The organism is Enterobacter sp. YSU (assembly GCF_016082135.1).
Classification (GTDB): domain Bacteria; phylum Pseudomonadota; class Gammaproteobacteria; order Enterobacterales; family Enterobacteriaceae; genus Enterobacter; species Enterobacter hormaechei_C.
Genome location: NZ_CP059487.1, coordinates 2,947,768 through 2,963,074, shown reverse-complemented (window position 1 = coordinate 2,963,074; position 15,307 = coordinate 2,947,768). Strand labels below are relative to the sequence as shown.

Here is a 15,307-nt window from a genome sequence, read left to right as displayed (position 1 = left end):
GCAAATCAAAGCCCAACCCCCCTTAACGCAATCAACATAACCAATTGATATTAAATAGTTATCACCTCATATATTTCCGTTTCCTTTTGTTTTATCGAACGATCTGTGAACAACTCCAAAACATTAACAACAAGGAAACAATAATATAACTACAGAGGTGACCTTATGCTCAATAAAGAACGGCATTATGCAATTTTGACCTGGCTTAACAGGTACGAACGGGCGATGGTGAATCAGCTTGCGAAAGTATTTAACGTCACCAGGGAAACGATTCGCAGCGACCTGAACTTATTAGCGCAGGAAGGCGGCATTGAGCGATGCCACGGTGGGGCAATTATCAAACGCCGTATTTTTCATACCCAATCAGTCAATAATTTAGATAGCAATATCATTCATTTTTTTGACTCCGCGCAGTCAAGAAAAACGATCAAATCCCGACATAAAGGGCGAAAGATGAAAGGTAAAGTCTGTATTCTGGGTTCATTCAACGTTGATATTATTGCTAATGTCGATCGTTTCCCGCAAAGCGGAGAATCTATTTTCTCCGAAAATACCATTATTGGACCCGGCGGCAAAGGCGCCAATCAGGCGCTGGCCGTAAGCAAATGCAATGTTAAAACCCATTTTGTCGGTAAGGTGGGTAACGATCAGTTTAGTCAGATGGCCTTTGAACATCTTTCATCTTCTGCTATCGACAGCTTCACGCTTTATCAGGATAAAGATCAGAAAACCGGCACCGCGCTTATTTATGTTTGTCAAAGTGATGGTGAAAATATGATTGCCATCAGCCCTGGGGCCAATCGGTCCATTACAGCCGATGAAGTTGAAGCTATTACCCCTGAAGTGAAAAACGCAGATATTTTTTTAACCCAGCTGGAAAATAATCTAACCGCTACCTTTCGGGCCATTGAAATTGCCCGCCGTAACGGGATTAAGGTGGTTTTGAACCCTGCCCCCTGGTCATCTGATGTGGTTAGCTGCCTGAAGAACGTGGACTTTCTGACCCCAAACGAGACTGAGGCCTCATTGCTGTCCGGCATTCATATCGTGGACCTTGCCAGCGCGAAGGAAGCCGCCAGAGCCATTAAAGTGAAAGGGGTAGGTCACGTCATCATCACCATGGGAGCGAAAGGCGCGCTTATTTATGACGGTGAGCAATTTATTCATATCCCGGCGCTGAAAGCCGTATGTGTGGATACCACCGGTGCTGGCGATGCCTTCAACGGCGCATTCGCCGCCGCGATGGCGAAAGGGGAATCCATTATTCATGCAGCAAAATTTGCCTGTGCTTTCGCGTCTTTGGCCGTCGAAAAAGAAGGCGCATCAAATATGCCCGAATATAAAGATGTCCTGACCCGCCTCGCGCAATATAACGATAAAAAAATTCTCACCGAGAAAATTTAACGCACGCATATTTCTGCAAACACAGATTATATTCACGACAACCATTTCAGTAATGGGAGTATGTCCGATGAAAGCCCTGACAGAATCTAAACCCGGCGGCGCGATACCGCAGGTAAATAACATGCCTCACCAGCAAACACTATCCCGCATGGCACGTTGCCGCCAGACGTTACGCCGGTGGTGGCCGTTCTACGTGATGGCCCTGCCTGGAGTTATCTATTTTTTTATCTGGCACTATTTACCCATTTGGGAAACCAAAATTGCGTTTGAGCAGTACCGTATTATCCCGCCGAATATCTGGGTCGGGATGCAGTATTTTGCCACGCTGATGTCATCCCCTGTTTTCTGGCAGGTGATACAGAACACCGTGATTATCGGCGCAATGAAGCTGATTTTTATTTTTCCGGTTCCCATTATCGTAGCGCTCTTGCTCAATGAAGTGCGCTCATCCGGTTACCGTAAATTTGTCCAGTCGGTGATTTATCTGCCGCATTATCTTTCCTGGGTGGTGATCGCCAGTATCGCGATTGCCACGCTCTCGCCGGTTGATGGCGCGGTTAACGACATCATTAAATCGATGGGCTACGATCCGATCCCCTTTATGACCGACAGCGGCTCTATCCGCTGGGTACTGGTATTCACTGAAATGTGGCGCAGCGCGGGCTGGGATTCATTACTTTACATCGCGGCGATCCTCGCCATCGATCCACAGCTGTATGAAGCGGCGGAAATGGATGGTGCCGGGCGCTGGCGCAAAATCTGGCACATCACCCTGCCCGCTATCACACCGACCATCGCCACGCTGTTTATCCTCAACGTCGGGCTGTTCCTGAGCCAGGGTTTTGATCAGGTCTTCAACATGACCAACGACGTGGTGAACGGTCAGATAGACATCATCGACACCTACGTCTACCGCATGGGCCTGCGCACCGGGGAGTTCTCGCTGGCGACCGCCGCAGGGTTATTCAAAGGCGTGATCGGCATGATCCTTATCGTGCTGGCACATAACGTTTCAAAACGCCTGACGGGTAAAGGAGTCTGGTAATGCGCAACTCATCACGAAGCACCCCTTTTGAGCGCATCGAATACGTGCTCATTCTCTCGGTACTGATGCTGCTGGTTGTCGTGACGCTACAACCGATCCTCAACCTGGTGGCGATATCCTTTTCCAGCCCGGCAAACGTGCCCGGCATGAGCGGCCTGGAAATTATTCCGCAGGGCTTTTCGCTGGACGTCTGGAAGCTGCTGCTGACCAACGAAGCCGTGCTGCGCGGGTTTGGCAATGCGATGCTGATTACCGTGGTGGGCACCATCATCAACGTAGTTTTCACCGTGCTGCTGGCCTGGGCGCTGGCGCAAAAACGCCTGCCGGGACGCCGCTGGCTGTTTATGTTTGTCCTGTTCACCATCGTCTTTGAGCCGGGCATCATCCCCGATTTTCTGGTGATGAAAAAGCTGGGGCTACTGAACAGCTACTGGTCCGTCATCCTGTATCGCGCCGTCTTCGCCTGGTACCTGATTATTCTGGTTCGCCTGTTCGAAGAGATCCCGGAGGAGCTGCTGGAAGCCGCCGAACTCGATGGCGCGAACCCGTTCCAGACGCTGTGGTACGTCATTATGCCGGTCGCCAAATCGTCCATTGCCATGATCACGTTATTTTACATGGTGCTGCACTGGAACGAGTTTTTCCGCGCCATGGTGTACCTCAACGACCCGGACAAATGGCCGTTGCAGGTGGTGCTGCGTCAGTTTGTCGTCGAGGGCGATAAGCTGGCGATGGTAGGCGTCGAAAGCATGTCGAACTACACCGATGCCAGCCAGATCAGCATCAAGGCGCTGAAAGCCGGGATGATCACCTTAACCATCGCCCCGCTGATTGCCATCTACCCGATTATTTTGCGCTTCTTCACCAAAGGGACCATGTCCGGCGCGGTGAAGGGTTAACAGGAGCGATGACGATGAAATTATTCACAGCAATCGCCTGCGGCCTGCTGTTATGCCAGGCCGCCTGGGCCGAGCCGGTCACTATCCGGATTGTGGAAAAAGATCTGCTGACCACCAACCGCGAAGATGTCGCGCATATTCAGCGAATCGAGCAGGCGCTGGCACGCCAGGGACACGATATCCACATTGAGATCGTCAACCTGTCGTCTTCCGGCTACTCCGACGTGCTGAACGTGATGCTCCTCTCCGGCACCATCCCTGATCTGATCTATTTCAACGGCAGCGACCAGAAGATGGTCGAACAGGGCATTCTTGAAGACTGGCGTCCGTGGATTGCGCAAACCCGCTATCTGAAAGAGGCGCTGTGGCCGCACAACCGGCTTCGCCTGCAAAACCATCCGACCCTGCTGTATGTCTTTCCCCTGCGCGCGCGCCAGCCGGTGATCCGTGAGGACTGGTTACAGAAGAGCGGATTCAGCGCATCACCCAAAACGCTGGCGGAGTACGTCACGCTGTTCAATGCGATCCACGCCGGTGACTACAACGGCGACGGTAAGACGGATAGCTGGGGGATCACCTCCGAGAAAGACCTGCGCGATCTCGACGGTTTTATGAACCCGGCGTTTGGCATTCACGCCACCTGGCTCAAGGACGATCAGGGCAAGCTGATCAACGCCCAGATAAGCCCGCAGGAGCGGAGCAAGCTGGAGTTCTACCATTCGCTGTATCAGAAAGGATTGCTCTCCTCCCAGTACATCACCACCAACTGGGAGCTAAAAGAGGATGAGTTTTATACCGGCAAGGTTGGCGTGGTATCCGTCTCATCGCCGGGCAACGTCGGCGTGTACCAGGAAAAGATGCGCCAGATCCATCCTGACGCCACCCTCACCCTGCTCGACCCACCCGAAGGCCCGGCAGGTAAAGGGCTGGCGGCGACAGATGTTTCCATGGAAACGCGCGGCTTTGCCATGTCCTCGCTCTCGAAACATAAAAAGGAAGTGATGATCCTGCTCGATTTTCTGGCAAGCCCGGAAGGGCAAATGATGGAGCAGATGGGCTTCGAGAACACGCACTACGTTCGTAAGGGCAACACGATAAACGTGACGCCAAAAATTAATGCCTGGTATCCGCGGTTTATCCAGGCCGCCAACTGGAAGCCGCCGGTGGAGTGGCGGACGCCTGCGATGCTGCGCTATATCGACAATTCACAACGTTATTTTACGGCGGATAACGCCTTTATCTTCCCGGCGTCGTTTGCCGCCGCCATCGACTCAACCAGCAGTATTTATAACCAGTGGGCGTACCAGTTTGTCTCTGGCAAAGCGTCATTTGATCAGTGGGATCAGTATGTCAGCGCCTGGAAAGCCGCAGGTGGAAACGCCATGACCGAATATGCAGAGGAAAAATTAAAATGACCGTTACTCAAGCCGCTGATTTATCGTTCACGTCCCGCATTCTGGGCATGCTGTATGGCGTGGCGTTCGGTGATGCCTTAGGCGGACCGGTTGAGAAACTCTCCGCCCGGCAAATCGCGGAGAAATATGGCCGCGTCACCTCCATCCACCAGCGCTGGCACCGGATGGACGAGCCGTCCGCACGGCGCAACAACCGCGTACGCGGCAACGGTATCATCACCGACGATACGCTGATGACACTCTGCCTGATGGAGGTTTACAGCGAGCTGGGCCGTCACGTTGATGCGTGGGATATGGGGGAGTCTTTTGTGCGGAAGATTGCCTGGGAACCGCGCTGGGTGCCGGAACTGGATCGGGAAGCGCTGGTTATTGAGCGCCTGTTTTATCCGGAAAAATGGATCTTCCATCGTCTGCAACTGGCCGCCTGCGATCCGCGCCAGGGCGGCGTGGGCAATATGGTGAACTGCGGCGCAGCCATGTATGCCGCCCCCATCGGAGCTATTAATGCCTGCAACCCTGAGGCAGCTTACCAGGAAGCCATTAATTTCACCCAGGGGCATCAGCAGAGCTATGGGCTGGAGGCCGCCGGGGTCTTCGCCGCCTGCGTTGCAGCGGCATTTATTCCTGGCATCACCATTGAGGCTATCACCAACATCGCATTGAAACTGGCTAAAGACGGCACCCGCCAGGCCATCGCGGCAACGCTTGACGTCGCGCGTCGCTACCGTGGAACCGCATGGGATTATCAACAGGTCGTTGACGCCCTGCACGATGCGCTTTTGCCCTTCTCACCGATGGGAGATGACCTGATGCACGGCCCGGAAAAAGCGGGCGTCCCCACCATGGCCTACCAGCCCTCGCGCCTGATGTCGATTGAGGAACTGCCAATGGCGCTGGCCTTCTGCCTGCTGCGCGAAGGCGAGTTTCGCGGGGCGGTGGAAGACGCCATCAATTCAGGCCGTGATACCGACTCTATCGGGGTGATGAGCGGCGCGATTTTAGGCGCGCTGCACGGGGAAGCCATTGTCGAACCTGAGGTGCTGGCGGGTATTGATAGCGCCAACCACCTGGATCTGCGTACGGCCGCGCTGCGCTTCAGCAAATCAGCACAAAGCATTATCCAGCAGGATCTCGCTGCGGCGGCGCTTTACCGCCAGCACGTCATGCCATTATTGCAGCCAGGCCACACCGCCGGGCGAGGAGAGTAACATGAGCCAAATCGTTTTAAATAATCTCGGTAAATCCTACGGCAACGTCAGCATCATTAAAGGGATCTCGCTGAGCATTCACGAAGGCGAATTTATTGTGCTGGTCGGCCCGTCCGGGTGTGGGAAATCCACCCTGCTGCGCATGATTGCGGGTCTGGAAGACATCACCTCCGGTGAACTGCTGATGCACGGGGAGGTGGTCAACACTCTGCCCGCCAAAAAACGCGATATCGCCATGGTGTTCCAGAGCTATGCGCTCTATCCACACATGAAGGTGCGGGACAACATGAGTTTTGCACTGAAGCTTGCCAGCGTCTCAAAAGCGGAACGGATGGCGCGCGTGGAAGAGGCAGCGGAAATCCTCGGCCTGACGCATCTGCTCGATCGCCTCCCGCGGGATCTTTCCGGCGGCCAGCGTCAGCGCGTGGCGATGGGACGCGCGCTGGTGCGTGACCCGAAGGCCTTTTTGTTTGATGAACCGCTCTCCAACCTGGACGCCAAACTGCGCCATAAAATGCGCGGAGAAATTCGTAAGATCCACCAGCGGATGGGTCGCACCACCATCTACGTGACGCACGATCAGACGGAAGCGATGACCATGGCGGACAGGATTGTGGTGCTGAATGCCGGACATATTGAGCAGGTCGGCACCCCGGAAGAGCTGTACCGTAACCCGGATAACCTGTTTGTCGCGGGCTTTATCGGCACGCCGGAAATTAACACCCTTAAAGGCGTGATTCAGCACGGCGAGATTGTGCTCAACAACGGCTACCGCTTCCCCTGCCCCCTCCGCTCACATATTGAAGGGATGGAGATCATCTGCGCCACCCGACCGCACTATATCCGGCTCGGCGAGTCAGGGATGCCAGCGGAAATCGTGCTGATAGAAATGACCGGGGAAGGACAGGAGATCCGGGTGCGTATCAACGATCAGGAGCTGATCGTGGTGTCCCATGAAAAGCTGGATATCAACGTGGGTCAGAAGGTCTTCCTCACCGTAGACGCGGAAAAAATGTTCTTGTTTGATGCCCAGACCGGTAAGCGCCTGCGGTCATAGAATGCTTAATCAATCCCTCCTGCAATCGCAGGGGGATTTTATAATGGCGGTGGGTATATATCAGGCTAGGCCAGGCTAGTTTCCAGCATTGAATCCACCATATCCATCTCTTCACGGCTGAGCAGCATTTCGATATTGACCAGGATGATCATTCTGTTTTCCATCACGCCAAGCCCAAGAAGATAGCGGCTTGATAGCATGGACGCGAAGTCCGGCGTCGGTTTAATCTGATCCATGTCCATCGACAGCACGTCAACCACACCGTCTACCACGATTCCTACAACGCGATTATTGAGGTTAAGGATGATCACTACCGTACTGTCATCCTGCTGAACGTCAGGAAGACTGAAGCGCACGCGAAGGTCAACTATTGGCACTATCACACCGCGCAGGTTGGTCACGCCGGTGATAAAACCTGGCGCGTTCGGGATACGAGTAACGCTATCGCATCCACGTATCTCTTGTACCTTCAGAATGTCGATCCCATATTCTTCGTTACCGAGACGAAAAACCAGATACTCCTGCGCAATGGCGTCCGCGCCCGCAGGCTTTGTCGTTGTTTGGGTCATGCTGTTACTCCTTGCTTGCCGAACGTCGGCCTGACATGGTTTTCCTTTTGTCCGTTCATCGTCGACAGTTCAACCACGTCGAGGATTAGCGCAACGCTGCCATCACCGAGAATGGTCGCGGCTGAAACGCCCGGTACTTTGCGATAGTTCTGTTCGAGGTTTTTTACCACAACCTGTTGCTGACCAATGAGCTGATCGACCCACAGGGCGTAGCGGCATCCAGCGCTTTGGACGATCACCACAATGCCATCTTCAGGTGCGGTCTCGCCGGGCACCGATAGGCGCTGACGCAGCATCACCAGCGGAAGATATTCGCCACGAATTTGCAGCAGACGTTCCTCCCCGACGAAGCGGCAGAGCATATCCTCGCCGGGCCTCAGCGATTCCATTACCGCGCCGAGCGGCAGAACATAGATCTCCAGTCCAACTTTCACCAGCATGCCATCAAGGATTGCCAGCGTCAGCGGCAGAATAATGCGTATCGTCGTGCCTTCTCCCGGCTTTGAAAGGACTTCGACATGGCCGCCCATGGCCATAATGTTACGACGGACCACGTCCATACCCACGCCGCGCCCGGAAACATCCGTCACGCTTTCTGCGGTGGAAAATCCCGCGGCGAAAATCAGCATCCATACGTCCTCATCGCTGAGGGTGTCGCTGATATTCATTCCCTGGGAGCGGGCTTTCGCGAGGATTTTCTCCCGGTTCAGTCCGGCACCATCATCAGTCACCTCAATGATGATATTGCCGCCATGATGTTCCGCCGAGAGGATAAGATTGCCCACTACCGACTTCCCCTTACGGGCACGTTCTTCTTTCTGCTCAATGCCGTGATCGAGACTGTTACGCACCAGATGAGTCAGTGGGTCGATAATGCGTTCGATCAGGCTCTTATCCAGCTCGGCCGAGCCGCCACGAAGAGTTAGCTCTACCTCTTTGTTCAGACGTGAACCCAGATCGTGCACCAGCCGCGGGAAGCGGCTAAACACATAATCCATTGGCATCATTCGAATCGACATGACTGATGACTGAAGCTCGCGTGTATTACGCTCCATTTGCGCCACGCAGCTGGAGAGCATGTCGTAGCTCGCTGGATCAAGTTTTTTGGAAAGCTGAGATAGCATCGCCTGGGTGATGATGAGCTCACCCACCTGGTTAATGATCTGATCGACTTTACTGACCGCCACGCGGATGCTGCCCGATTCCTGACTATTACCGCGGGCTGGTACCGGCGCGGCAGGTCGTGAAGGCGGTTCTGGATGGTCCGCGACTACAGAAGCCTTGTCCGTAACAGGAGAAGTCACTTCAACCGACGCTGGTTGAACGACATGCTCGATAAGGATTTGCGACTCTTCAAGCACAAAACACAGCACCGCGGAGATATCGTCGGCAGAGGCGCTCGTGCGCAGCTGAACCACCATGCCATCATCAGCCTTCTCCGTAGCGACAATCTCTCCCATGTGGGATAACTCTTCCTGAAGCATTGCCCGCTCGCTTTCAGGAATTTTCTTCAACGTCACGCAGAGTAAAAGCTCACCATCAGCTGCCCCCTGCTGCGTCACGGCTTTGTCTTGCAACTCGACTGCCGTCTGGGCATGTTTGTCTTCCAGAGCAATCTTGCGCAGGGCTTCACAAATATAGCGATAACTCGCTTCATCAGGTTCCTGCGAAGACTGATAGGCTTCCAGTTGCGCTTGCATAATGTCTTTACATTCCAGAAATAGATTAACGGTCGTTCGGTTAAGCGAGCGTTCTCCGGCTCGCACCTGGTCAAACAGGTTCTCAAGTAGATGCGTGGTCTCTTGCAGGGCATTAAAGCCAAAAGTCCCTGCCCCGCCTTTCAAAGAATGCGCTGCGCGAAAAATGGCATTTACCTGTTCAGGATTCGGCGATGCGGCATCAATCTCCAGCAAATGCTTCTCCATCTCGGCCAGCAGCTCTTCCGCTTCGGTAAAAAAGATCTCGGTGAAATCATTCATGTCCATCGCTATACCCCCTTACCTCCTGCTGCGTAGTGTTGTTCAGGACGTTTTCTGGGCGATGCATGCGCGTGTCTTCCAGACGGATATCCTGTTCTTTGGTTTTACTTAATACCAAAATGCTAATACGGCGATTCGCCGGACTTGAGGGATCACTGTTTTCTAAAGGCATACGGCTTCCCGTGCCGATCACGCGAAGAAAACGCTCATCGTCAAGACCTGCTTTAACCAGCACGCGGCGCGCGGCGTTGGCGCGTCCGGAAGAAAGTTCCCAGTTACTGTATCCGGAGGTGCCGCCCGCATAGGGAAGCGAGTCGGTATGGCCGGTGAGACTGATTTTATTGGGCAACTCCTGCAACAGCGGCACAAGCGCCTGCAAAATGCCGTTCATATAGGATTCCGGCAGCTCGCTGCCTACTCTAAACATCGGGCGATCCTGGCTGTCGGTGATCTGAATGAGCAGACCGTCGTTGGTAAGACGCAGCATAATGTTGGATTTAAAGTTATTGAGCCGGGGATCGGTTTCGATCATCTGCTGCAATTTATCTCTGGCCTGTTTCAGGCTCTCCATCCAGCGCTGCCGCTCGCTCTGTACCCGCTTATGATTCGCCACTTCTCCGTCCTGCTTCATCAGATCGTCACCGCCGCCGGGGATGATGCTGTCGCTCAGGCTGGTTTTGTCGCCATTGGCCATAGATGGCTTAAGCGGCATGCGGAAGTAATCGGCGATCATCTCCCGCTGCACCGTGCTGGACTGAGAAATCAGCCACATTACCAGGAAGAACGCCATCATCGCGGTCATAAAATCGGCGTAGGCGATTTTCCACGTACCACCGTGATGAGCATGCTTTTTCTTCTTTCGCTTGCGCGAAATGATTATCGGGGAATCGTTTTTCATGCCGTGGCATCCGCAGACTTAGACTTAAGGCTGGCGCTGGATTTCACTTCCCGCACATGCTCTTCAAGCTCCTCAAAGGAAGGCCGTTCGCTGGTAAAAATGGTTTTTCGGCCAAACTCCACGGCAATTTGTGGCGCATAGCCGTTTAGACTGGAGAGCAGCGTGACTTTTATACACTGAAGGATTTTGACCTGATCGGAACTCATCTGACGCAGCAGGGTTGCGAGCGGTAATACAAACCCGTAGGCAATCAAAATTCCGAGGAACGTGCCCACCAGCGCGTGGCCAATCAACATTCCGAGCTCGGCTGCGGGTCGGTCCGCGGCACCGAGCGCGTTCACTACCCCCATGACGGCAGCCACAATACCAAAGGCCGGAAAGGCATCGCCGACGGTATTCAGACTGTGGGCCGGAACCTCAAGCTCCTCTTCGCAGGTTTCAATTTCCTCATCCATTAACGCTTCGATTTCATGCGAGTTCATACTTCCGCCAATCATCAGGCGGAAGTAATCGAGGATAAAGTTGCTTAACATCGGATCGCTCATCAGACGAGGATAAGCGCTGAAAATTTCGCTGCCCGCCGGATCTTCAATGTCTTTCTCAAGTGACATGAGTCCCTGAACACGACTTTTTGACAGCAGCAAAAACATAAGCGCCATCAGGTCCATATAAACCGTTTTGTTGTAGCGTTTCCCCACGAACAGCTTCACGATAGCTTTACCCGTCGCCTTAAGGGATTTCATGTTATTACCAACAATAAAAGCGCCGACCCCGGCACCGCCGATAATTAACAATTCCAAAGGCTGGAACAGCGCGAGCAGATTACCACCAGACAGTACGAACCCACCAAATACGGTAGCAATAACAACAAGATAGCCAAAGATAACTAACACACTCTCTCCTTTTTACTCGCTGACCGATGTCGAGTGCCGTGGCATCGAATAAAACGCCATCCTGTGCATTGCCATCGAACATCCGTCAGGCTGTCATAATTTCCGGCGTGGCATAATTGCCTGCGATTCCGCTGAGGTTGACCTGCGATTTCTTAAATGCCCGCGAAGGAGGGCTACACAAACTACAGGTGAACGGGTTTTTGATGAATTCCGTCGTGACCACAAAACCACCGGAACAAACGCTACAGGCCTTACGGGAAATAATACCGCAGTCGATAAAGCGTAATAATGTCCAGGCACGCGTTAGCCCCAGGACAGGTTTATCGTCGCAGCAAGAACCACACTGCTCCAGATAAAGACGGTAGGTTTTCATCAATATTTCAATAGGACGCCCGCCCCCAGTTTTCTGAAGATAAAGGTAAATGTTATAGAACATGGAAGAGTGAATATTCTGCTCCCATGACATGAACCAGTCTTCAGAAAAAGGGAGCATCCCTTTTGGAGGCGGACAGCCGCGTAACTCTTTATACAAGCGCAGTAAACGCCGACGACTTAAAGAAGTTTCAGATTCCAGAACCTGCATTCTTGCCCCAAGGTTAATTAACCCCATGGCAATATTTACCTCTTCAATTTCTTGCAATAAACTTTTCTCGCACATTTTATGCTTCTCCCGTCACAGCAGCATCGGACTCGCTTAATGAATTAAGTAAGTTTGTCGATAAAATGATGCCGGTATGAATTTGCTGAAGAGCTTCAATACGCGAATCTTTCGTCAAATTTTCGATGACCACTTCGTCATCGACGCGTAAACGACAAATCAACTGATTGGTCGCAGCCAGTTTCATCAACTGTGGTAAAGACAACTCTTTTAAATTATCAATCGTGCCTTCGGATAAGCCGAGACGAAAACTGGCAGCAAACTTGTCCTGTCTGATCAGCTGCTGCGCCAGTAATAAATAAGAAAGATTAATATCGTGAATGTTTTGCAGATACTCGTCAAAATTGGACACAAAAAGCTCCCACTGTTTTTCAACCACAAACAAGGCTAAATAGTTAAGGCAAAATGTTTACCCGGTCGATGCAGAGAGTCTTTTGGCATTGATAATCGCTGAATTCAGTCAAGCTGATTCAATAAATTATCGAAAAACTTTTCAATGCCAAAGGATGGCTACATCACAAATCTGACGAAATCATATTCATTAAGAATTTTCCTAGCAAGCTTTAAGAAAACAACGCGCACCAGAAAACTATCATAACTAAATGATTTACCTATAAAAATACACATTGTTAAACATTCTTAATTATCACGCAACGTAATTAACTTTACTTAGGAAATATTGTTAATCTTGTTAATGTTATCGCTATGTTATTCTTTCCTTAACCGATCCATTCTGCTTCGTAAGCGTTTTATCGCTAAACTGTGCAACTGGCTAACGCGCGTTTCGGTAACGCCCAAAATTAATCCAATCTCTTTCATGTTCAGATCCTGCTGATAATAAAACTGCAATATCTGCTGTTCACGCTTGGGGATCATTCGGATATGCTCAGCAATGTTGGCTATCAAGTTTTCCTGAATGGCCTCATTTAACGGATTAAGCTGTGCATTTTCGCCGTCATTACTCTCCCAACTGTCAGAATAGTTTTCCTGAAGCTCATCAATAGAGTACATCTGGCTGCTATTATTATCAGCCAGCATTTGCTGAAATTCCTTTAGCGAAACGCCCATCCGTTCAGCAATATCAGCTTCGGTCGCTTCCCCCCCCTTTTCCTGTTCGATCTGCTGAATAAGTGACACAATTTCCCGCGAATGCGATCGCACGCGCCGTGGAACCCAATCACTTTCCCGAAGCTCATCCATTAATGCCCATTTCACACGCTGTGAGATCCAGGCATTAAGGGCCACCCCTTTTTTAGGGTCAAAGCTATCAATGGCACTCAAAAAACCCATGGAGCCCGCCTGAATGAGATCGTCTAATTCGACATTGGCAGGCAGTCTCTTATGCAAACGCAGCGCTTCTTGCCTGACGATAAAATGGTATTTTGACCACAATGCCGTTTTATTCTCCAGCCCTTCAGCTGTGTATATACCGTCCACGCATTTCTTCCACCTAATCTTAACATTCTCAATTATCAGTTGAAACCACATAATCAAAAAGTGCGATAAGCTTTTATAAAAATGCGCATTCTGTTAATTTAATCATCGCGCTGCCTGACAGGAATAATTGGCGGCACTATTGACGCCAATTATTCTCTTTCCGCAGATGTCAGAACGTTTCCCACTGCGCATTATCATTTTCAACGTGACGCAACGTCATTTTTTCCGGCGCGGGCGTATGGCGTTTTTCAACTTTTTCATCTCGCAGGGTAAACTGGGCAACAAGTTGCTCAAGCTCGTCCGACTGAGATTCCAGTTTGCCTGCCGCCATGGCCGCTTCTTCCACCATCGCCGCGTTCTGCTGAGTCACCAGATCCATCTCGTTCACGGCCTGCGAAATCTGATTGATACCCGCACTTTGCTCGTCAGAGGCCGAACTGATTTCGCCCATAATCTGCGTCACCTCAGCAACCGAAGTCACGATGTCCTGCATGACGCCGCTCGCCTGGCTTACCTGGCGCGAACCTGTATCAATATTGTTAACGCTGGTATTAATCAGCTGATTAATCTCTTTCGCTGCATCGGCGCTGCGCTTGGCGAGGTTACGCACTTCTTCCGCAACTACCGCAAAGCCACGCCCCTGCTCTCCCGCTCGAGCGGCTTCAACCGCTGCGTTCAAGGCCAGAATGTTGGTCTGATTGGCGATACTGTCGATGACGCCGTTAATATCAGCAATCTGACGGGAGCTTTCGGTAATCTGCGCCATGATAGCTTCCAGGTTTACCATCACCTCGCCGCCATTTTGGGCATTCATGCTTGCCCCTTCTGCCAGACTGCGCGCCGCATGTGCGTTATCCGCATTCTGGCGTACGGTAGTTTTAATTTGCTCCATGCTGGCAGCCGTCTCCTGAAGGGCCGCAGCCTGTTCTTCGGTACGGGAGGAAAGGTCGCTGTTGCCCTGAGCAATCTCCTGGGCGTTAGAATGGATATTCACTACCCCTTCACGGATACCGGTAATGGTGTTGGTCAGGGAGACACGCATCTTCTCAAGCTCCCTGAGCATTTTGCCAATTTCGTTATCAGCGCCAGTCTCTATGGCATGACTCAGATCGCCTGCCGCTACGCGCTGAAGCATCTCAACGGTAGTTTCCATCCGGCGCACCAGCGCAATACGCAACCAGTAGCGAACGGCTAACAATACGCAAATCGCGATGGCCATCATCACCACGCTTACCCAAATCATCATCTTGTAGCTGCTTTCAGCTACTGATACATATTCGTACCCCCGGTCAGATGAGATTTCTGAATACTTCTCAATTTTTTGACGCAGCTCGGTACGCAGTTCCATATCACCGTTCATCGAGCCCGGGTATCCTTCCGGTCGCTCAAGATAGCCGAGCTTGGTTTGGACGGTGTTATAAACCAGGTCAAATTTGGCGCGAAGCTCCTCAGCAGCCCTTGTCTCTGCCAGGCTGTTGAATTTCACCTGCGCGAAAGCATCCATCTCCTTGCGCGCCTCTTTCAGCAGGTTGTGGGTGTGTTTGATCATCTCTGGCGACAGTGGTTTATGCAGCGACGTCTGAAGCATCATCCCGTTCGTATTCGCCACCACCGAGTTAATGTTATATGCGGCGTTAGTCATATAGGCGTTGCTGTCATTAACGTCCACAACGCGTTTAAAATTTTTATTAATCGTCACCGAGTTATAAACGGAAAAAGCCGTAACGCCAAACAGCATGCAAGAGATCATGCCGATAATCAGGCTGATTACGGTATAGATTTTTAGTTTATTTAACATAGGTCCTCATAAGCCGCACATAAATATACGGCTAAAACTTTCATAAA

General features: G+C 51.7%; 14 protein-coding genes. 6 read left to right on the top strand and 8 right to left on the bottom strand.

Features of this window, described 5'->3' with window-relative positions:
• Positions 1-165 precede the first annotated feature (165 nt).
• From rbsK to H2Z33_RS14360, 6 genes are all read left to right on the top strand, one after another.
• Positions 166-1,404 carry a ribokinase gene (rbsK, locus tag H2Z33_RS14385; protein WP_063134918.1) on the top strand — a complete coding sequence of 413 codons (1,239 nt, stop codon included), beginning with the start codon at positions 166-168 and terminating at the stop codon, positions 1,402-1,404.
• 121 nt (positions 1,405-1,525) lie between these two features.
• Positions 1,526-2,449, top strand: coding sequence for an ABC transporter permease (locus H2Z33_RS14380; protein ID WP_223825259.1), 924 nt, complete (start codon positions 1,526-1,528; stop codon positions 2,447-2,449).
• Positions 2,449-3,348 carry a carbohydrate ABC transporter permease gene (locus H2Z33_RS14375; protein WP_047741187.1) on the top strand — a complete coding sequence of 300 codons (900 nt, stop codon included), beginning with the start codon at positions 2,449-2,451 and terminating at the stop codon, positions 3,346-3,348. The genes H2Z33_RS14380 and H2Z33_RS14375 overlap by 1 nt, the downstream gene beginning before the upstream one ends.
• Before the next feature lie 14 nt (positions 3,349-3,362).
• Positions 3,363-4,763 carry an extracellular solute-binding protein gene (locus tag H2Z33_RS14370; protein ID WP_039270003.1) on the top strand — a complete coding sequence of 467 codons (1,401 nt, stop codon included), beginning with the start codon at positions 3,363-3,365 and terminating at the stop codon, positions 4,761-4,763.
• Positions 4,760-5,971 carry an ADP-ribosylglycohydrolase family protein gene (locus tag H2Z33_RS14365; RefSeq protein WP_063134917.1) on the top strand — a complete coding sequence of 404 codons (1,212 nt, stop codon included), beginning with the start codon at positions 4,760-4,762 and terminating at the stop codon, positions 5,969-5,971. The genes H2Z33_RS14370 and H2Z33_RS14365 overlap by 4 nt, the downstream gene beginning before the upstream one ends.
• A gap of 1 nt (position 5,972) precedes the next feature.
• Positions 5,973-7,028 (top strand): ABC transporter ATP-binding protein, encoded by a 1,056-nt coding sequence (locus tag H2Z33_RS14360; protein WP_015571586.1) that lies wholly within the window; start codon positions 5,973-5,975, stop codon positions 7,026-7,028.
• A 65-nt stretch (positions 7,029-7,093) separates the two neighbouring features.
• On the opposite strand, the gene H2Z33_RS14355 is transcribed toward H2Z33_RS14360, so the two are convergent.
• The 8 genes from H2Z33_RS14355 to H2Z33_RS14320 all read right to left on the bottom strand — a co-directional run bounded on the left by H2Z33_RS14355 (position 7,094) and on the right by H2Z33_RS14320 (position 15,260).
• Complete coding sequence (locus tag H2Z33_RS14355; RefSeq protein ID WP_015571587.1) at positions 7,094-7,597, bottom strand: chemotaxis protein CheW; 504 nt, start codon at positions 7,595-7,597, stop codon at positions 7,094-7,096.
• A complete protein-coding gene (gene cheA / locus H2Z33_RS14350) occupies positions 7,594-9,582 on the bottom strand; it encodes a chemotaxis protein CheA (protein ID WP_063134915.1) in 1,989 nt (662 codons plus the stop codon). The genes H2Z33_RS14355 and cheA overlap by 4 nt, the downstream gene beginning before the upstream one ends.
• A complete protein-coding gene (motB, locus tag H2Z33_RS14345) occupies positions 9,569-10,474 on the bottom strand; it encodes a flagellar motor protein MotB (protein WP_017692838.1) in 906 nt (301 codons plus the stop codon). The genes cheA and motB overlap by 14 nt, the downstream gene beginning before the upstream one ends.
• The gene (gene motA, locus H2Z33_RS14340) at positions 10,471-11,367 is read right to left on the bottom strand and encodes a flagellar motor stator protein MotA (RefSeq protein ID WP_017692837.1); all 897 of its coding nucleotides are present in this window, start codon (positions 11,365-11,367) and stop codon (positions 10,471-10,473) included. Before motA ends, motB begins: the two co-directional genes overlap by 4 nt.
• Positions 11,368-11,452: 85 nt before the next feature.
• A complete protein-coding gene (gene flhC, locus H2Z33_RS14335) occupies positions 11,453-12,025 on the bottom strand; it encodes a flagellar transcriptional regulator FlhC (protein ID WP_015571589.1) in 573 nt (190 codons plus the stop codon).
• Between the two features lies 1 nt (position 12,026).
• Complete coding sequence (flhD, locus tag H2Z33_RS14330) at positions 12,027-12,377, bottom strand: flagellar transcriptional regulator FlhD (RefSeq protein WP_023295279.1); 351 nt, start codon at positions 12,375-12,377, stop codon at positions 12,027-12,029.
• Between the two features lie 356 nt (positions 12,378-12,733).
• The gene (fliA, locus tag H2Z33_RS14325) at positions 12,734-13,462 is read right to left on the bottom strand and encodes an RNA polymerase sigma factor FliA (RefSeq protein ID WP_026094273.1); all 729 of its coding nucleotides are present in this window, start codon (positions 13,460-13,462) and stop codon (positions 12,734-12,736) included.
• A 169-nt stretch (positions 13,463-13,631) separates the two neighbouring features.
• Positions 13,632-15,260 (bottom strand): methyl-accepting chemotaxis protein, encoded by a 1,629-nt coding sequence (locus H2Z33_RS14320; RefSeq protein WP_032649212.1) that lies wholly within the window; start codon positions 15,258-15,260, stop codon positions 13,632-13,634.
• Positions 15,261-15,307 lie beyond the last annotated feature (47 nt).